Here is a 19,032-nt window from a genome sequence, read left to right on the forward strand (position 1 = left end):
CAAACCGGAAATGGCCGAAACAGCCACACCGATGGCCGGCACGAAACACGGATACTCCCCTGCCGCGCGAGGTCTCCGGTGACCCAGGCGCTGGAAGGCTTCCTGCAAGCGCTGTCCGCCGGACTTTTGATCGGCGCGGTCTACGGCCTGATGTGCGTCGGGCTCGGGCTGATTTTCGGCGTCATGCGGGTGATCAATTTCGCCCAGGGCGATTTCATGATGCTCGGCATGTATGCCGCGTTCTATTTCTTCACCGCGTTTGGCGTGCAAGCCACGTTCGGCAACACCTTCGGACCGTTCGTCGCGATCCTGCTGGCCGGCCCGGTGCTGGCCGTGTTCGGCTACTTCGTCCATCTTACGCTAATCTCGCGCGTATCAGGCATGCGCACTTCCTCGCTCGAGGGCGAGGGTCACTATGCCCAGCTCATCCTGACGCTGGGGATCGCGCTGATCCTGCAGAATGGCGGCCTGCTCGTGTTCGGCTCGGTGCTGGCCTCGATCCGGACGCCGCTGTCGAGTTCGGCGTGGGAGCTTGGACCGATGTTCTATGACGTCAGCGTCTTCATCAACAAGGCGCGCGGCATAGACGCTGTTGTCTCGCTGGTGACGATGCTGCTGCTGACGCTGATGATCACGCGGTCGCGGATCGGAAAATCGCTGCGCGCCGCCGCCGATAACCCCACCGCGGCAACCTATATGGGGATCGACGTCGACCGCGCGCACCGCATCGCCTTCGCAATCGGCACCGGCATCACCGCGATCGCGGGCGGCCTGCTCGCCACCAACTATCCCTTTCACCCGTTTGTCGGCGTCGAATACGTCATCGTGATGTATGCCGGCGTCGTGCTTGGCGGCATGGGCAGCATCATCGGCGCCTTCTGGGGCGGCATGACGATCGGCCTCGTCCAGCAGATGTCGACGCTGATCCTGCCGACGCAATTGCAGAACGCTGCGATCTTCGTCGTGTTCCTGCTGATCATCTTCTTCCGTCCGCAAGGCTTCTTCGGGCGTATGGTCGAGAGGACATGACCATGCGCGGATGGCGATCGCTGTTGCCTATCCTTGTCTTCACCGCGCTCTATGCCGCGGTGTCGCTGAGCGTGACCAATTCCTATTACCAGCTGGTGATGACGCTGGTTCCGGTCTGGGCGATCTTCGGGCTGTCGTGGAACCTGCTTAGCGGATACACCGGGCTAATCTCGTTCGGTCATGCCGCCTTCTTCGGCGTCGGCGCCTATACCGTCGTGCTCTGCCAGATCCATTTCGATCTGTCGCCGTGGGTGACGATCCCCATCGCGGCCGTTCTCGGCGGTATCGCCGGATTGCTGATCGGCTTTCCGACCTTCCGCCTGCAGGGGCACTACTTCGCATTGGCGATGCTGGCCTACCCGCTCGCCATTCTCTACGTGTTCGAATGGCTCGGCCTGCAGGAAGTCACGCTGCCAATCAAGCGCGACAATCCGATCGCCTATATGCAGTTCGCCGATCACCGTCTCTACACGTTGCTGGCGCTGGCGATGATGCTCGGCACCATCCTGCTGACACGCGCCATCGAGCGGTCGCGCTTCGGCATGGCGCTGCTTGCGATCAAACAAAACGAAGCCGCCGCGGAAGCCGCGGGGATCAACACGCTGGCCTGGAAGCTCCGTGCCGTCACGCTCAGCGGCGCCATCGCCGGAGCGGTTGGCGGGTTCTACGCTGTCGTGTTGCTGGTCGTGACCCCGCAATCTGTGTTCGGCATGCTGGTGTCGGCACAGGCGCTGACGGTCGCCATGTTCGGCGGTGTTGGAACAGTCTGGGGTCCAGTGATCGGATCGGTGATCCTGATCCCATTGGCTGAAACGCTCAATGCCGAAGCGGGTTCGCGCTTTCCCGGCATTCAAGGGGTCATTTACGGCCTTGCTATCATATGCGTCATTCTTCTCGCGCCTGAGGGCCTGTACTGGAAAGTGCGTGACTTCCTGCGAAAACGCTCGGCACTACCGGCTGCGGCGACGCAGAGCGCGCCGAATGTCCCGGTTGCGGCGCCCGTCCCCGCCGCACCGGCGCCAGCGCGTGTCAAACGATCCGTCGGAACGGGCGACGTCGTCCTCGAAGTCCGCAACCTGTCGCGTTCCTTTGGCGGGCTGAAGGCCGTGCAGGATGTCAACTTCAAGCTGCGGCAAAACGAGATCCTTGGAATCATCGGTCCCAACGGCGCCGGCAAGACTACGCTGTTCAACCTGCTGAACGGATTCCTGCGGCCGGGTACCGGCGAGATTCTGCTCGACGGACGCGAGATGTCCGGCCGCAAGCCGCACGAACTCTGCGAGGCCGGCATCGGCCGCACCTTCCAGATCATGCGTCCGTTCCTGCGCATGTCGATCTCGGACAATGTCGTGGTCGGAGCCTATGTCCGCGCCAAGACCGATGTCGAGGCAAGGAAGCTGGCAGCCGATGCGATTGCCCGCGTCGGACTGTCGGAGATCGCCGAGCGCATCGCGGGCGAACTCACGACCAAGGAATTGCGGCTGATGGAACTCGCCCGCGCGCTGGCCGGACAGCCACGTATCTTGCTGCTCGACGAGACGCTCGCGGGCCTCGGACACGACGAGGCTGACGAGGTCGTCGCGGTAATCCAGCGGCTTGCCCGCGACGGCATGACGATTGCGATCATCGAACACACGATGCAGGCGATGGTCCGCCTGGTCGACAGTTTCCTGGTGCTTGACCATGGCGCCGTAATCGTTGAGGGCGAGCCTGAAGCGGTCACCCGCGACAGCCGCGTCATCGAGGCCTACCTCGGCAAAAAATGGGTGGCCCATGCTCCGCATTGAAGGGCTTACCGCCGGCTATTCCGCGATCCCCGTGCTGAACGACGTCTCGATCAAGGTCGACGAAGGCCAGTTCGTCGCGATCGTCGGACCGAACGGCGCCGGCAAGACCACGCTGTTCAAGACGATTTCCGGTATCGTGCAGCCGAGCGCAGGAACGATCACATTCGAGGGTCATGACCTGCTCGCGATCCGGCCGTCGCAACGCGCGCATCTCGGCATCGCCCACGTCCCGGAAGGCCGTCAGGTTTTTCCCTCGCTGACGGTGATGGAAAACCTTGAAATGGGCGCGATGACCGAGGCCGGCCAGCGCGATTGGAAACACAACATCGAGCGCATCTTCGAATGGCTGCCGATCCTGGCCGAGCGCCGCGGCCAGTTCGCGGGCACTCTCTCCGGCGGACAGCAACAGATGCTGGCGATCGGCCGCGGGCTCGCAGGTTCGCCCAAACTCCTGATGTTGGATGAACCCTCGATGGGTCTTGCGCCCACCATCGCCGATTTCATCTTCGAACGGCTGATCGAAATCCGCCGGCAATCCAACCTGACCATCCTGCTGGTCGAACAGCGCGTGGCGGAGGCACTCGAATCCGCCGACCACGGCTACGTGCTCGAAGCCGGCCGCGTCGCACTCGAAGGCAACAACGAAACCTTGCGGGCGGACGACCGCATCCGCAAGGCCTATCTCGGCATGTAACCAACAATAACACCATTGGGAGGACGAAAATGGGCCAGGGCAAGATTGAGGACAACGTTGCCGACAAGATCTCGAAGACGTCGCTGACGCGGCGAACCGTGCTCTCGGGAGCGGCCGCGATCGGCCTGTCGACTGTGGCGCGAGCGCAGCAACCTGCCGAAGTCAAGGTCGGCCTGATCGTGCCGTTGTCCGGCATCTATACCCGTCCGGGCCAGGTGATGCGCATGGGCGCCGAGATGGGCATCGAGCACATCAACGCGCAAGGCGGCATCAAATCGCTCGGCGGCGCAAAGATGAAGCTCGTCGTGATCGATTGCGGCGACACCACCGAAAAGGCCAAGAACGCAGCGCAGCGCATGGTGGCGCAGGAGCCCGATCTGGTTGCTGCGACCGGCTCCTATCTGAGCTCCTTCACGCTGGCGGTGACTGAAGTCACCGAACGCGCCGAACTACCTGTCCTGACGCTGTCTTATTCGGACCTGCTGACCGATCGCGGGTTCAAGTTCATTTTCCAGACCGCAGCGCCCGCCAGTGTGCAGTCCCAACTCGGCTTGCCCGAACTGATGAAGCTGGCCGAGACCGCTTCCGGCAAGCGACCGAAGACCGTCGCCATGCTGATGGACAACACGGCGACCTCGGTCGCAACCGCCAAGGCGCTGAAGGAGAAACTCCTCGCGCAGGAAGGCCTTCAGCTCGCGGTCGAGGAAGTGTGGACACCCCCACTTTCCGACGCCACGCCGCTGATCCAGAAGGTCAGGTCAGCCAGGCCGGACCTGTTGCTATTCATGCCGAACGCGGTCTCCGACGCAAAGCTCGGCCTGGAGAAGATCAACGAGTTCGGCCTCGGACAGGGCAAGATTCCGACTGTGTCCTTCAGCATCACCATTGCCGAGCCGGACATGCTGCAAAGCGTCACCCCGGAAGTCGTCCAGGGCATTATGACGATCGTCGCCAACTGGGGCTGCAAAGGACACGAGGACATCATCGCCGAACTCAAGGCCAAGTACAAAGAGCCCTGGGCGACGCAAAATGTCATCTCGACCTATGGCGACATGTGGCTGATGAAGGCTGCGCTTGAAAAGGCCGGGAAGGCCAACCGCCTCGCCGTCGCCGATGCGTTCCGCACTCTGGATGGCGGGCCCGCAAAATACTATCCCGGCGGTCAATTGAAGTTCGATGAAAAGGGCCGCCGTGTCGGCGCAGGCGTCGTCATCGTGCAGTGGCAGAACGGCGTACCTGTCACCGTGTTCCCGTCCGACCTCGCTCAGTCGTCTCCGTTCTGGCCAAAGAAATCCTGACTGCAACGCATCTCAAAAATTTCAGGGAGGAATAGCCATGACAAAAATTGCACAGACCGCTCTAACGCGGCGCAGCCTGCTCGCCGATGCATCCGCCGGCCTGATCTCGACTCGCGTATGGGCGCAGCAACCGGCCGAAGTAAAGGTCGGATTGCTGGTGCCGATCTCGGGCCTCTATGCGCGCCCAGGAGCTGTGATGCGCCACGGCGCCGAGATGGGCGTGGAGCACATCAATGCGCAAGGCGGCATCAAGTCACTCGGCGGCGCCAAGCTCAAGCTGGTCGTGCTCGATTCCGGTGACACCACCGAGAAAGCCAAGAACGCCGCACAGCGCATGGTCGCCCAGGAAACCGACTTGGTGGCCGCGAGCGGCTCCTATCTGAGTTCATTCACGCTGGCGGTCACGGAGGTCACCGAGCGGGCCAATCTTCCGGTCCTCACCCTCTCCTACTCCGACCTGATTACCGATCGCGGCTTCAAATATGTGTTCCAGACTTCGGCCACCGCGGGATCGCAGGCGAAACAGGCCCTGCCCCAGATCGTGAAGCTGGCGGAAACCGCTTCCAGCAAGAAGCCCAAGACGGTCGCGATCATCACCGACAACACCGCGGCATCGGTTTCGTCGGCAAAGGCGATGCGCGACGGCCTGCTCGCCGAAAACGGGCTGCAACTGATCGTCGATGAAACCTTTACGCCGCCGCTCGCCGACGCCACCTCGCTGGTTCAAAAAATCCGGTCGGCCAAACCTGACCTGCTGTTCTTCCTGCCGACGGTGATTTCCGACGCCAAGCTGCTGCTCGAGAAGATGAACGAGTTTGGCCTCGGACAAGGCAAGATTCCGACTATCTCGTTCGGCATCGCCATCGCCGAACCCGACATGCTGCAGACCGTAAGCCCGGAACTGCTGCAGGGCCTGCTGACCTGCGTCGCAAGCTGGGGCGCCAAGGGTCACGAGACGCTGATCGCCGAATTGAAGACCCGCTACAAGGAGCCCTGGATGACGCAGAACGCGATCTCCACCTATGGCGACATGTGGGTCATCAAGGACGCGCTCGAGAAAGCCGGCAAGGCAGACCGCGTTGCGGTCGCCGACGCGCTGCGCACCATGGATGCCGGTCCTTCGAAATATTACCCGCTCGGCGAAATCAAGTTCGACGAAAAGGGTCGCCGCGTCGGCGCCGGCATGACCATCGTGCAGTGGCAATCGGGCATCCCGGTCACGGTATTCCCGCCGCAGCTGGCGCTGTCCCAACCGTTCTGGCCCAAAAACTAGCCAAGGATTGGATACCGATATGGACAAGGCGACATACGATCGAGGCCTCCAGATCCGAAAGGACGTGCTGGGCAACGAATTCGTCGACAAGGCGATCGCATCGGCCGATGACTTCAATCGGCCGATGCAGGACCTCACGACGGAGTATTGCTGGGGCTATGTCTGGGGCCGCGACGGCCTCACGCACAAGACCCGCAGTTTCCTCAACCTTGCGATGCTGTGCGCGCTCAACCGGCCGCAGGAACTCAAGACCCATGTGCGGGGCGCCCTGACCAACGGCGCGACGCGCGAGGAGATACGCGAGGTGTTCATGCAGGTTGCTATCTATTGCGGCGTGCCGGCCGGCGTGGACGCTTTCCGTAATGCCAAGGAAGTGTTTGCCGAACTGGACAAGAAGTAACGGAGCCCGAGACGATGTTGCAGGGCAAATGGGCTCTCGTGACCGGGGCGACGGCAGGCCTGGGCTTGGCCGTGGCTGAAAGCCTGGCCGGCGCGGGAGCCAACATTGTCCTGCACGACCTCAAGGAACCGGCGCAGACGCGGGACCGTCTGCGCGCGCAATTCGGCGTCGAGGTGGTCAGTGTCGCAGCCGACCTGTCGCAGCGCGCCGCCATCGAAGCTGTCATGGACGCCCTGTTCGGCCGCATCGGTGCGGTCGATATTCTGGTGAACAATGCGGTGGTACGGCACTTTTCTCCGGTCGAGAACTTTCCGCCAGAACGATGGGACGAAGCTCTCGCCGTCAATCTGTCGGCCCCGTTCCACCTGATCCGCCTCGCATTGCCCGGCATGAAGCAACGGAAATGGGGCCGCATCATCAACATGGCGTCGATCTATTCGACTCGCGCGGTCGCGGACCGCATCGACTACGTGACCACCAAGACTGCCATTGTCGGCATGACCCGCGCCGTCGCAATCGAGACCACGAAGAGCGGAATTACCTGCAACGCACTGTGTCCAGGCACGCTGCCGACGCCGGCCATTCAGGGAAAAATCGCGGGGATCGCGGCCAGCGAAGGCCGCAGCATCGACGAAACCACCAGTGACTACCTTGCGAGCCGGCAGCCGAGTGGGCGGTTTGTCGCCATGGAAGCCGTCGGCGCGATGGCGGCCTTCCTGTGCAGTCCGGCCGCGCAGGACATCACGGGGGCAATGCTGCCGATCGATGGAGGCTGGTCCGTCGCATGAGCGTCACCGTCCGTCTCACCCAGGAGATCTACAATGGCTGAAGCAACGAGCCGAAATGCCGTGGTAACCGGCGCCGCCGGTGGCATGGGTCGTGCCATTACGAAGGCGCTGCTCGAAAGCGGGCGGCGGGTCGTGCTCGCCGACCGCGATCCGGCCTCGCTTCGCGAGTTCGCCACTGAGATGGGCGACAACACATTCCCGATCGAACTCGATATTACCGACACCAAGGCCGTGGACCGCCTGCCCGACCTCATCCCGGACGCCTTCAAGCCGATCGACATCCTCGTCAATAATGCCGGCCACGACATCGGCGGCCGGACCCGGTTCGATGCCGGCGCGGCGGACGATTGGTCCGGGATCATCCAGACCAATTTGATCGGCCTGATGCGGGTGACCCGCAGCCTGCTGCCCGACATGATCAGGCGCAATTCGGGCCACATCGTCAACATCAGCTCGATCAACGCCCTACGCATCATTCCCGACATGGCCGCCTACAGCGCCAGCAAGGCGGGCGTGCACATGTTTACCGAAACGCTCCGCGGCGAGCTCGCAGAAACGGCGATTCGGGTGACCGAGATGCAGCCCGGCTTGACCCGGACCAATATCATCTTCACCCGCTATCGCGGCGACCGGGAGAAGGAAAAGGACTATTTCGACCAGTTCAAGATGGCGCTCGATCCGGCCGATATTGCCCGGTCGATCGTGTTTGCGCTGGACCAGCCGCCGCATGTTCAGATTGCGGAGATGATGATTCTGCCCGTAAATCGCTATTGAACCAATGCCGGTGCGAAGGCGGTAGACAATGGACAAACGCGGTGAATTGCAATCCACGCTCCGGATCGAGGACGTTCCGACCGTCCGGTCGATGGTCGCCCAGAAGCTGCGTGAGGCGATCATGTCCGGAAAGCTGAAGCCGGGCCAGCGCCTAGTCGAACGGGAGCTTTGCGAGATGACCGGCGTGAGCCGGCCGTCCATTCGCGAAGCGCTCCGGTTGCTGGAAGCCGATGGTCTCGTCAATACCGTCCCTCACCGCGGCCCTGTCGTCAGCACCATCAGTCTTGAGGAGGCAAAGCAGCTCTACGCGGCCCGCGCCGTGCTCGAGGGATTTGCCGGACGAGAATGCGCGCGCCTGCACGATCCTGCCGTTGTCCGCAGGATCGGGGACGCTCTCACCAAGCTGAAGGCGGCGTTCGCCGATTCCGACTTGATAACGGCCCTCGAAGCCAAGACGGAGTTTTATGCGGCGTTGATCGGCGGCTGTCAGAACGCCTTCATCGAACGGATGCTCAGGCCGCTGCACGACCGGATCACGCTGCTGCGGATTACCTCGATGTCGCAGCCCAAACGCATCAACAAGAGCCTGCGCGAGGTCACCGCGATCTGGCGCGCCATCCAGAGCGCCGATCCCGATCTCGCCGAGAAATGCTGCGTCGATCACATCAACGCGGCGGCCGTGGCCGCGCTCAGCATGATCGAGCAATCATCCGCGTCGAACGAGAAGGCGACCGCGGATGAATGACCCAACGTTATTTCGACCAAGCCGTTTCAAAGGGCCACAAGGCCGATAGGAAGCTGCCATGAAGTTTGTAAAATGCGTTCTTCTGATGCTGTTGCTGTCGCCAGTACTGCCGGCATTCGCCCAGGAATTTCCGAGCCGGCCGATCACGCTGGTCGTTCCCTTCTCGGCCGGCGGGCCCGGCGACGTCATTGCACGCCTGCTCGGGACATCGATGAGCGCGACGCTGAAGCAGTCGCTCGTCATCGAAAACGTCGTCGGCGCCGGCGGTACCCTTGGCACCAATCGCGTCGCCAAAGCCTCCCCTGACGGTTACACCCTGCTGCTGATGCATGTCGGTCAGGCCACCGCGCCGGCGCTCTACGCCAAGCTGCCGTTCGACCCCGTTGGTGACTTTGCGCCGATCGGTCTCGTCACCGACGTACCGATGATCTTGGTGGCGCGTGCGAATTTTCCCGCCAAGGACCTGAAGGAACTCGTCGCCCATGTGCGAGCCCAAGGCGACAAGGTCACCTACGGCAATGTCGGCCTCGGCTCCGCGTCACATCTGTGCGGGCTGATGTTCATGAGCGCCATCGAGGCCAAGCTCACACCGATCTACTACAAGGGTGGAGGCCCCGCGCTGAACGATATCATCGCCGGTCACATCGACGTCTATTGCGATCCGGCAACAGGGCCTACGCCGTATATTCAGGCCGGCACCATCCCGGGTTACGCCATCACCAGCAAAAAACGCGTGCCGACCCTGCCGAATGTGCCGACGTCGGCGGAAGCGGGGGTACCGAAGTTCGACGTCACGACCTGGTACGGGCTGTATGCACCACGCAATACGCCGAAACCGATCGTTGACGCTCTCGTCGACGCCCTGCAAAAGGCGCTCAAGGACCCGCCTCTGGTCACCCGCTTCGCTGAACTCAGCATGGCGCCGGTCGAGCCGGAACGCGCGACGCCAGGGGCGCTCGAAGCCCTCCTGAAGAGCGAAATCGACAGATGGGGCCGTATCATCAAGGATGCCGGCATTACGCCGCAGTAAGCTGACTCAGCTCGTAGCACGGTATTTTTCCGGATCGGAACCCGACTTGTTCAATGGTCGCATGAAGCAGAGATCAGAACACCACTGGAATATTGTTGTGCCAAACAGGAAGACGCGGTGGCGTGACAGGCCATGGCCACAACTGACGCGCAACGGCCCCAGTATGAGCGCTCGCACGCCAACTGATAAGGTTTTCTGCGAAACCTTACGAGTCTGCAAACTGCCTCCATTTTCGGTATTTCCTTATCGATCGCCAACTGCCCTATTTCTTACTCATGCTTATCGACCACGAGATGCTGTTGGGCATGAACGGCCGCTTTGCGGGGCGGGTTCAACTGATCGCTGTCCCCGCGGATTGAGGAGACAAGATCGAAACCCGCATCTAGTGCCTGGGATTGAGAGCATCATTCAGGCCGTCACCCATCAGGTTGAAGCCGATCACGAGGGCGATGATCGCGAGCCCGGGCCAGAACGCCATCCATGGCGCCTCGCTGAGAAACTGCCTGGCGACATCAAGCATGGCGCCCCATGACGGGGCCGGAGGCAGCTGGCCAAGCCCCAGGAAGGCAAGGCTCGCCTCGGCCAGGACCGCAATCGCCATGGTGAGCGTCGCCTGCACGATCGTCGGCGCAAGCACATTCGGCAGCACCTGTCCGGTGAGGATGGCGAGATCGCCGAGGCCTTGGGCACGGGCCGCCGCGATGTAATCCTCGGTGCCGACGACCAGTGTTTCAGCACGCGCGACGCGAACGAAAACCGGTACGGCGGAAATGCCGATGGCGATCATCGCATTTTCGAGACTGGGGCCCAGGAAAGCGGCCAGCGCAATCGCCAGCACCAGGAAGGGGCAAGCCAGCAGCGCATCGGCGAGACGCGAGATCACCATGTCGGCGAGGCCGCCAAAATAGCCGGCGACGAGACCAAACGGGAGGCCGATGAGCACAGCGACGGTCACGGAGACCATGCCGGCTCCAAGCGAAGCCTGCGTGCCAAAGATGACGCGGGACAGTACATCACGGCCGAGATCGTCGGTGCCGAACCAGTGAGCTGCACTGGGCGCCGCGCGTATAGCCATCCAGTCCGGCGCATTTGGATCGTAGGGCGCGATCCACGAGGCAAACACCGCAAGCACGGCAAAGAACAGAATGATCGTAGCCCCGATCACGGCGGACGGCTCGCGCAACAGGCGGCGAATCTCCGGAGAACCGCCTGCGCGCACCCGACTTGCAACCGGCGTCGCCTCAATCGAACTCATGACCTGAGCCTCGGATTGAGCAGCACATAGGCGACGTCGGCAATCAGGCTCATCAACAGGAACACGGCCGCCGTGCACAGCACCACGGCCTGGACCACGGCATAATCGCGGCTGAACACGCCATCGACGATCATCTTGCCAAAACCGGGTATGGAAAACACCTGCTCGGTCAGCACCGCGCCAGCCAGCAATTCGCCGAATTGCAACGTGCCCAGCGTCACCACCGGAATCAGCGCGTTCGGCAGCGCATGGCGCAGCACGATTGTGCGATCGCGGACACCCTTCGCGCGGGCGGTACGCACATAATCCTGCTTCATCGCCAGGATCATCGCACTGCGGACATGGCGCATCATGATGGCGGCGGTGCCGGTGCCGAGAACCAGGGCAGGCATCAGCATTGAAAGCAGGTTGCGCCCCACGCTTTCGAAAGGCGAAACAAACCCTCCGGCCGGCAGCCAGCCGAGATTCACCGAGAACACCAGGATCATCATGATCCCCAGCCAGAAATGCGGAATCGACAGGCCAGCCAGTCCGAACAGACTGGCACCGTAATCGAACGGCGTTCCGCGCCGCAGCGCCGCGAAGATTCCGATCGGCAGCCCGAGTAGGAGCGCAACCAGCATCGACAGGATCGCGAGTTCGATCGTCACCGGCAGCTTTTCAACCAGCATGGTGCCGATCGGCAGCCGGGTGCGCACCGAGGTACCGAAGTCACCCTGCACCACGCCTTTCAGCCAGACGACGTATTGCACCGGAACCGGATCATTGAAGCGATATTTCTGCCGAAGATACTCGACGACCTCCGGGTTGCGCTCTTCGCCGGCCAGCGCCAACGCCGGATCGCCGGGCAGCAGCTTCTGAAGGCCGAACACCATCATCGACACCAGCAACAATGTCGGCAGTGAGACGCCGAGCCGGCGCAGAAGCAGTGTCTTCATCTTGGCAGTCAGTTCCTCACTTGGCCGGCGCGCCGACGCGCGCCAGGCGTTGCGCGTCAGTTCGCAGGCTTGACGCCCGTAAAGCGCAGCAGCCCGTCGGGTACCATGACGATGCCGCCAACCGATTTGCGTGCCGCAAAGAACCAGTTTGGATGGTAGAGGGGAATCGACGATAGCGCCGTTAAGTAGATGTCCGTAGCCTTGACGTAGAGCGCCTTGCGTTTGGCTTCGTCGGCCTCACCGCGGGCCTCGCTCAAGATCACATCGAGATCCTTGTTGCAATATTTGTTGACGTTCTGCGAGCCGGCGCAACTGAAAAAAGCAATCAGTGTCGGATCCGGGTCGGCACGGCCACTCCAGTTGCCGATATAGGCTTCGAAATTACCATTCATATAGCGCTCGATCGCCGTAGCCGACTCCATCGGCAACAGCTTGACATCGAAGCCCGCCTCACCCGCCATCGACTGCATGATTTGCGCGACACGGGTATCGCCGGCCGTGTTCTCGTACTGGAGTTCGACGGGCACTCGGGTCATGCCGGCAGCAGCGATCATCGCCTTGGCCTTCGCCACATCGCGCGCCGGGATCTTGTGGGCGCGGTCGTAGAACGGAGACGACGGCGGGATTATCTGATTATCGGCCAGAAACTCGCCGTTGAAGGCGACGCGGTTGATGACGTTGCGATCGATCGCCAGCTCAAAAGCCTGGCGGAGCGTCGCGTTCTTGCCGAGCGGCGTGTCGGCCTTCGCTCCCGCGCCGACATTGAACATCAGATGCGCGACGGCAAGTCCCTGGCCGGAATGCAGGGCGAGGTTGGCGTCTTCACGCACGATTTTGAGGTCGGTCGGCGCGACGCGTTCGGCGAGGTCGAGATCGCCGGCCCGCACCCGCGACAGCCGCACGGTTGAGTCAGGCACATAGTGATAGACGACCTCGTCGTAGCCGATCTGTCCGGCATTCCAGTAGCCAGGATATTTCTTGACACGAATGAGGTCACGCGACTTGCGCTCGACGAACTGATACGGACCGGCGCAGACCGGCGCCGCCGCGAATTCGCCGACCTTCTCGCCGGCGGCCTTGGGCGACACCATCATGCCGGCACGGTCGCTGAGATTGGCGAGTAGCGGCACGAAGGGCTCCGACAGGTTGAACCTGACCTTGTCCGCCGCAAGCGCCTCGACGCTCGCGATCGGCGCCAGCTCGGCCTTGCGCTTGGAATCCGGCATGGTCTTCATGCGCTCTATATTGAACTTCACCGCCGCCGCATCGAACGCGGTACCATCATGAAAGGTGACGTTCTTGCGCAGGGCGAAGGTGATCGACTTGCCGTCCGGAGCCCACTCCCAGGCCTCGGCGAGCTGCGGCACGATCTTGAGCTCGGGCGAGATGTCGACAAGCTTGTCGCACAGCGCCGCGAACACAAAACGGCCGGCATAGGTGCCGCTGAGCGCCGGGTCGAGTGCATCGGGATCGTCCTGAAGGCCAACCCGCAGCGTCGCGGCCTGGGCCGAGACCAGAGCCAACGCGGTCATCGAAATTGCCGTCAACACCGTAGCTACACGCCTCATGTCGGACTCCCATGGCCTTGCCGTCGGAAGACAAAGCAAGCACGTTCGACTCTATTTGTAAATATTGCGAACAAACTACCCGGTATTTCGTAACATTCGAGCACCTAAGCGACTTCAAAAGCCCCTTGACGCCATTCAACCAAGGATATTAGTTCGGCATCTTGACCAATTGGATTGGCCCCCATGCAAGATTTTCCATCCTCGCCCGTTGCGCGACAGCAATCCGTCCGCCTCGTGGTCGAGCGGCTGCTGCGGGATCGATCGGTGTCCCGCGCCGAAATCGCCCGCAGCACAGGCCTGTCCAAGCAGACCATCTCGGAGGTGATGCGCGAGCTTGAACGCGACGGCTGGGTGTACGAGGACGGGCAGATCCAGGGCACCGTGGGGCGAAGCGCCGTAACTTACGCGCTGCGACCAGACGCGGCCTTCGTGCTGGGCATCGACCTCGGCGGCACCAAGCTGCACGTCGCTCTTGCCGACTTGCAGGGCGTGACCGTCGCCGAGAGCATTGAAGCGACCGCGGGCGATGGCGGCGCCGCTGTTGTCGCCCAGATCGGGCGCATGACCGATGCCCTGCTTCAGCGCGCCGGCGTATCCGCGCAACGTCTGCGCGGCGGCGTGATGGGAAGTCCCGGCATCATTGAGCCGGCGTCGGGCGGCATTGTGATCGCGCCCAATATCGCCGGACTGGACAGCCTGGACGTGCGCGCCGCGCTGCACGCCCGGCTCGGCATCGACATCGCCATCGAGAACGACGTCAATCTTGCCGCAATCGGGGAGCATTGGCGTGGCAATAGCCGCAAAGCCCGCACCTTCGCCTTTATCGCTCTCGGCACCGGCATCGGCATGGGCATCTTCGCGAATGGCCATCTTATCCGCGGCGCACGTGGCGCGGCCGGCGAAATCGCCTACCTGCCGCTCGGCGGAGACCCCTATGATGCGCGTGGCCAGCGGCTCGGCACCCTGGAAACCGCCGTCGGCAGCGCAGGCATCATCGAGCGCTACACCGGACTCGGCGGCGCATCCGGCAGCACTGTGCGCGACGTCTTCGATCGGCTCGATACCGACGAGGCTGCGCGGATCACGATCGACGAGGTCGGCCGGGTCATCACGACCGCAATTCTTGCCGTGCATAGCATGCTCGATCCCGAGATCATCATCATGGGCGGCAGCATCGGCGCGCGTCCTGAATTGAAGCTCCGAATCGACGCGCATCTCGGACGCTGCACGCGCGAGCCGGTTCGGATCGAACTCAGCGCACTCGGCAATCGCGCTACCTTGATCGGCGCGATCGGCAGTGCGATCGACCACCTGCACCGCGCGCTGTTTGGCATCGGCAAGGATGCGAGTCCGCTGGCCCTGCCCTTCACAGCTTCGGATGTCGCGGCATGAGACAGCACGCGCCGCAAATCGAGATTGCGGGCAATGCCACCGCCGTCGCGGAACGCGCGGCTGCGCACATCGTTGCCCGGCTGCGCAACGAGCATGCGGTCACACTTGGTTTTGCGACCGGCGCAACGATGAGACCGGTCTATGCCGGCCTCGTCGCCGCTACACGCGCCGGCGATGTCTCATTCAGGGCGGTCTCCAGCTTCAACCTCGATGAATTTGTCGGCGTTGCGCCGCAATCGCCGGGAAGCTTCCATGGCTATATGCAAGAGCATTTGTTCGGGCATGTCGACATGGAAGCCGGACGGGCGAGAATTCCCGACGGCATGGCCGGCGACATCGCCGCCGAAGCGGCCCGCTATGAGGCACTGATTGCGGCTGCCGGTGGCATCGACTTGTTGCTACTCGGCATCGGGGCCAACGGCCACATCGGCTTCAACGAACCGGGTTCGGATTTTGCGTCACGCACCCGCGAGATCAAGCTCGACGAAGCCACCCGCATCTCGAATGCCGGCAATTTTCCTCATCTCGCATCGGTTCCCGAGCGTGCGATCACGATGGGGATTGCGACAATCCTGGAAGCGCGCAGCATCCTGCTGATCGCAACCGGATCCGAGAAGGCGGCCGCCCTCGCAGCCGCCATTGACGGCCCAATCGGGCCGGCTTGTCCCGCCTCCGCGCTCCGCCTGCACGACAACGTCCATATCCTTTGCGACGAAGCGGCCGCCGCAGCGCTCGCCAACCGGCCTCACAACAACAATCGGAGAACGGCATGAGCTGGCGGCAGCGCGATTTCATGGTGCCGGGACGCTCGCTGGCGGTGGGTGACCGTGGCATGGCCGCGGCCTCTCACCCCGCTGTCACGCTCGCCGCCATCGACATCCTGCGCAGCGGCGGCAACGCGGTCGACGCCGCCATCGCCGCGATCGCGCTCCAGGGCGTCATCGATCCGCACATGACCGGCATCGGCGGCGACTGTTTTGCAATTTATGCTCCCGCCTCAGGCCAGCCTGTCGCAATCAACGGCTCAGGCAGAGCACCAGCGAAGGCCGAGCTCGGCTGGTTCCGGCAACAGGGGCTGATGTCGATCGCTGACGATTCACCTCATGCCGTTACCGTTCCGGGTGCGGTCGACGCCTGGTGCCGGCTTGCCGCCGATTACGGCTCGAAAGGACTGGACGAGATTCTGGCGCCGGCGATCCACGCGGCCGAGAACGGATTCGTGGTCCCGCCCCGCTCCGCGCTGGATTGGGCGCGCTATGCCGACCGCATCGAAAGACACCAGGCTGGCGTCCCGGTCTATCTGCCCGGCGGCGTTGCGCCTGGTATCGGCAGCAAACTCAGCCATCCGGCGCTTGGCACGACGCTGCGCCGAATCGCGCGCGAGGGACGCGCCGCGTTCTACGAAGGCGCCGTCGCCGAAGAGATCGTGGCAACGTTGAGGGCGCTCGGCGGACTGATGCACCTTGAAGATCTTGCAAACGCCAGATCGGAGTACGTTGCGCCGATCAGCGCCGACTATCGCGGTCATCAGGTCTGGCAATGTCCACCCAATGGACAGGGCGTCGCGGCGCTGCTGATCGCCCGCATTCTTGCCGGCTTCGACATGGCCGATCCGGCGCTCGGCGAAGCGGACCGCATTCATCTCCTTGCCGAGGCAACCAAGGTGGCCTACCGGCAACGCGACGCACTGGTCGCCGATCCGGCCTTCCATCCGCTCGATGTCAAGGCGCTGCTGTCGGACGCCTCGATCACCGCGTTGCGCGCCACCATCAGCACGAAGCGCGCCAGCGCCCCGGCGGACTTTGAGATGCCCGTCCATCGTGACACCGCCTATGTCGCGGTCGCCGATCGCGACGGCAACATGGTGTCCTTCATCAACTCGCTGTTCTTCGCCTTCGGCAGCGGCATCTACGCTCCCCGTTCGGGCGTGCTGCTGCATAATCGCGGCTCGGGCTTCCGTCTCGTGGAAGGCCATCCCAACGCCATCGCGCCGGGAAAGCGTCCCTTTCACACCATCATTCCGGGCTTGCTCGCGAAGGACGGTAAACCCGTCATGGCATTTGGCGTGATGGGCGGACAATATCAGGCCACGGGACACATGCAGATTCTGAGCGGGGTGCTCGACCGCGGCCTCGACATGCAGCAATCTTCGGACGCGCCGCGCAGCTTCGCCTTTGACGGCACGCTGTCGCTCGAACCGACGGTGTCCGGCTCGGTCGCCGACGATCTGATCGGACGCGGCCATCGTGTGACGTGGGCAGACGAGCCACTCGGCGGTTTCCAGGCGGTGCAGGTCGATGCCATCAGCGGCGTCATGTATGGTGCGTCGGACCATCGCAAGGACGGCATCGCGCTGGCGGCGTGACCAGGATGGAGCAAATGATGTCAGGCCGGACACCATGAGCGAGACGGTGGCGGAAGACGCGATTCTGTCGATCGAGCAGCTGACGCTGGCGCTGCCCGCCGACGCCGATCGAGCCTTTGCCGTCGAGGCGGTCTCGCTCGCGCTGTACCCGCGGCAGATCCTTTGCGTTGTCGGTGAATCCGGCTCCGGCAAGACGGTCTGCGCTTCCGCTGTGATGGGCCTGTTACCCACGGACATTCGACCGGTCGCAGGGGCGATTCGCTTCGAGGGACGCGATTTGCTGAAATTGCCGGCAGCCGAGTGGCGGGCATTGCGCGGGCGGCGCATCGCCATGATCTTCCAGGAACCGATGACGGCACTCAATCCGGTGATCAGGATCGGCGACCAGATCATGGAGGCATTCGAGGCGCATGGGCACCTCGCGCTGGCCGAACGGCGCGCCCGCACGCGCGCGCTCGCCGAGGAAGTGGGATTGCGCGATCTGGACCGGATCATCAACAGCTACCCGCATCAACTGTCAGGCGGGCAGCGTCAGCGCGCCATGATCGCGATGGCGCTGGCGCTCGAACCATCGATCCTGGTGGCGGACGAGCCGACCACCGCACTCGACGTCACCACCCAGGCGCAGATTCTGCGGTTGATCCGTGACATCCAGCAGCGGCGGGGCATGGCCGTGCTGTTCATCACCCATGATTTCGGCGTCGTCGCCGATATTGCCGACCGCGTCGCCGTGATGGAGAAGGGGCGCGTCGTCGAGCAGGGTTCGGTCGCGGATGTGCTCGAACGTCCGCAGCATCCCTACACGCGCCGGCTGCTCGCCGCGGTGCCCGGCTTGACCCCGCCGGTGCGCCCTGTGGTCGAGGACGCGCCAGTCGCCTGCGCGGCAATCGGGCTTGCGAAGACCTATCGCAGCAACAATTGGTTCAACTCGCAGCGCGAGGTCGCGGCTGCGAAGAGCGTGAACTTCGAAATCCGGCGCGGCGAGACACTCGGCCTTGTCGGGGAATCAGGCTCGGGCAAGAGCACGATCGGCCGCCTCGTGATGCGGCTCACCGATGCCGATGCGGGCGTCGTGCGCGTCGGCGAACTGGATTTCACGCAAGCGCGCGGGGCTGGTCTGCGGGCCGCGCGCAAGCATATCCAGATGGTGTTCCAGGATCCATTCACCTCGCTCAATCCGCGTCGCCGCGTCGGGCGGATCATCGCCGACGGGCCGATCGCCCATGGCGTCCCGGCGGCGCAGGCCTTTGCGCGTGCCGAGGAGCTGCTGACGCTGGTCGGCCTCGACCCGAGCGCGATGCAGCGATTCCCGCATGAATTCTCGGGCGGGCAACGGCAGCGGATCGGCATTGCGCGCGCGCTGGCGCTCGACCCCGACGTGCTGGTAGCCGACGAACCGGTGTCGGCGCTCGACGTCTCGGTCCAGGCCCAGGTGCTCGCGCTGCTCGAGACCTTGAAAACGCGGCTGCGGCTGGCGATGTTGTTCATCACCCATGACCTCAATGTCGCGGCCCAGGTTTGCGACCGGATCGCGGTGATGCGGCTTGGCGAAATCGTCGAGATCAGGCCGACCGCAGATCTGCTGAGCCGGCCGGAGCATCCCTATACTCAGGCGCTGCTGGCCGCCATCCCCGGCCGGCAGCGCAAGGCACCACCCATATCACCTGACGCGCTGGGCGACGACGTACGCCATTGA

At 63.2% G+C, this 19,032-nt stretch carries 17 protein-coding genes; 14 read left to right on the top strand and 3 right to left on the bottom strand.

The features are described 5' to 3' along the window. Positions 1 to 78: 78 nt before the first annotated feature. The 10 genes from JQ611_RS30570 to JQ611_RS30615 are packed head-to-tail and all read left to right on the top strand — an operon-like array spanning position 79 to position 9,818. Positions 79 to 1,029, top strand: a complete 951-nt coding sequence (locus tag JQ611_RS30570; protein WP_312012289.1) for a branched-chain amino acid ABC transporter permease — start codon at positions 79 to 81, stop codon at positions 1,027 to 1,029. Continuing rightward, on the top strand, positions 1,026 to 2,816 hold the full coding sequence (locus tag JQ611_RS30575; protein ID WP_212467524.1) for an ABC transporter permease subunit: 1,791 nt from the start codon (positions 1,026 to 1,028) through the stop codon (positions 2,814 to 2,816). Before JQ611_RS30570 ends, JQ611_RS30575 begins: the two co-directional genes overlap by 4 nt. After that, positions 2,803 to 3,510: an ABC transporter ATP-binding protein gene (locus JQ611_RS30580; RefSeq protein ID WP_212467525.1), complete on the top strand. Its 708-nt coding sequence runs from the start codon at positions 2,803 to 2,805 to the stop codon at positions 3,508 to 3,510. The genes JQ611_RS30575 and JQ611_RS30580 overlap by 14 nt, the downstream gene beginning before the upstream one ends. A 29-nt stretch (positions 3,511 to 3,539) precedes the next feature. Further along, entirely contained in the window at positions 3,540 to 4,808 is a 1,269-nt protein-coding gene (locus tag JQ611_RS30585; RefSeq protein WP_212467526.1) for an ABC transporter substrate-binding protein, read from the top strand. Positions 4,809 to 4,845: 37 nt separating this feature from the next. Then, the gene (locus JQ611_RS30590) at positions 4,846 to 6,081 is read left to right on the top strand and encodes an ABC transporter substrate-binding protein (RefSeq protein ID WP_212467527.1); all 1,236 of its coding nucleotides are present in this window, start codon (positions 4,846 to 4,848) and stop codon (positions 6,079 to 6,081) included. Between the two features lie 19 nt (positions 6,082 to 6,100). Beyond that, entirely contained in the window at positions 6,101 to 6,481 is a 381-nt protein-coding gene (locus tag JQ611_RS30595; protein ID WP_192734573.1) for a carboxymuconolactone decarboxylase family protein, read from the top strand. A 14-nt stretch (positions 6,482 to 6,495) separates the two neighbouring features. Continuing rightward, positions 6,496 to 7,269, top strand: a complete 774-nt coding sequence (locus tag JQ611_RS30600; protein WP_249133578.1) for a 3-hydroxybutyrate dehydrogenase — start codon at positions 6,496 to 6,498, stop codon at positions 7,267 to 7,269. Positions 7,270 to 7,302: 33 nt separating this feature from the next. Continuing rightward, positions 7,303 to 8,043, top strand: coding sequence for an SDR family oxidoreductase (locus tag JQ611_RS30605; RefSeq protein WP_212467528.1), 741 nt, complete (start codon positions 7,303 to 7,305; stop codon positions 8,041 to 8,043). Positions 8,044 to 8,071: 28 nt separating this feature from the next. Further along, a complete protein-coding gene (locus JQ611_RS30610; protein WP_212268252.1) occupies positions 8,072 to 8,788 on the top strand; it encodes a GntR family transcriptional regulator in 717 nt (238 codons plus the stop codon). Positions 8,789 to 8,846: 58 nt separating this feature from the next. After that, on the top strand, positions 8,847 to 9,818 hold the full coding sequence (locus tag JQ611_RS30615) for a tripartite tricarboxylate transporter substrate-binding protein (RefSeq protein WP_212268254.1): 972 nt from the start codon (positions 8,847 to 8,849) through the stop codon (positions 9,816 to 9,818). 382 nt (positions 9,819 to 10,200) lie between these two features. Here the strand turns inward: JQ611_RS30615 and JQ611_RS30620 are convergent, their stop codons facing one another. From JQ611_RS30620 to JQ611_RS30630, 3 genes are read right to left on the bottom strand one after another with little or no spacing between them, the layout of a single operon-like run. After that, on the bottom strand, positions 10,201 to 11,073 hold the full coding sequence (locus tag JQ611_RS30620) for an ABC transporter permease (protein ID WP_212467529.1): 873 nt from the start codon (positions 11,071 to 11,073) through the stop codon (positions 10,201 to 10,203). After that, complete coding sequence (locus tag JQ611_RS30625; protein WP_212268256.1) at positions 11,070 to 12,011, bottom strand: ABC transporter permease; 942 nt, start codon at positions 12,009 to 12,011, stop codon at positions 11,070 to 11,072. The genes JQ611_RS30620 and JQ611_RS30625 overlap by 4 nt, the downstream gene beginning before the upstream one ends. Positions 12,012 to 12,067: 56 nt before the next feature. Beyond that, a complete protein-coding gene (locus JQ611_RS30630) occupies positions 12,068 to 13,579 on the bottom strand; it encodes an ABC transporter substrate-binding protein (protein WP_212467530.1) in 1,512 nt (503 codons plus the stop codon). A 183-nt stretch (positions 13,580 to 13,762) separates the two neighbouring features. Here JQ611_RS30630 and JQ611_RS30635 point away from each other — a divergent pair, with 183 nt between their 5' ends. From JQ611_RS30635 to JQ611_RS30650, 4 genes are read left to right on the top strand one after another with little or no spacing between them, the layout of a single operon-like run. Continuing rightward, the gene (locus JQ611_RS30635) at positions 13,763 to 14,971 is read left to right on the top strand and encodes an ROK family transcriptional regulator (protein ID WP_212467531.1); all 1,209 of its coding nucleotides are present in this window, start codon (positions 13,763 to 13,765) and stop codon (positions 14,969 to 14,971) included. Next, positions 14,968 to 15,744, top strand: a complete 777-nt coding sequence (gene nagB, locus JQ611_RS30640; RefSeq protein ID WP_212467532.1) for a glucosamine-6-phosphate deaminase — start codon at positions 14,968 to 14,970, stop codon at positions 15,742 to 15,744. The genes JQ611_RS30635 and nagB overlap by 4 nt, the downstream gene beginning before the upstream one ends. Continuing rightward, on the top strand, positions 15,741 to 17,336 hold the full coding sequence (gene ggt / locus JQ611_RS30645; RefSeq protein ID WP_212467533.1) for a gamma-glutamyltransferase: 1,596 nt from the start codon (positions 15,741 to 15,743) through the stop codon (positions 17,334 to 17,336). The genes nagB and ggt overlap by 4 nt, the downstream gene beginning before the upstream one ends. A 34-nt stretch (positions 17,337 to 17,370) precedes the next feature. Beyond that, positions 17,371 to 19,032 carry an ABC transporter ATP-binding protein gene (locus JQ611_RS30650; protein ID WP_212467534.1) on the top strand — a complete coding sequence of 554 codons (1,662 nt, stop codon included), beginning with the start codon at positions 17,371 to 17,373 and terminating at the stop codon, positions 19,030 to 19,032.

The sequence above is a fragment of the Bradyrhizobium sp. AUGA SZCCT0182 genome (genome assembly GCF_018130185.1).
Classification (GTDB): Bacteria; Pseudomonadota; Alphaproteobacteria; order Rhizobiales; family Xanthobacteraceae; genus Bradyrhizobium.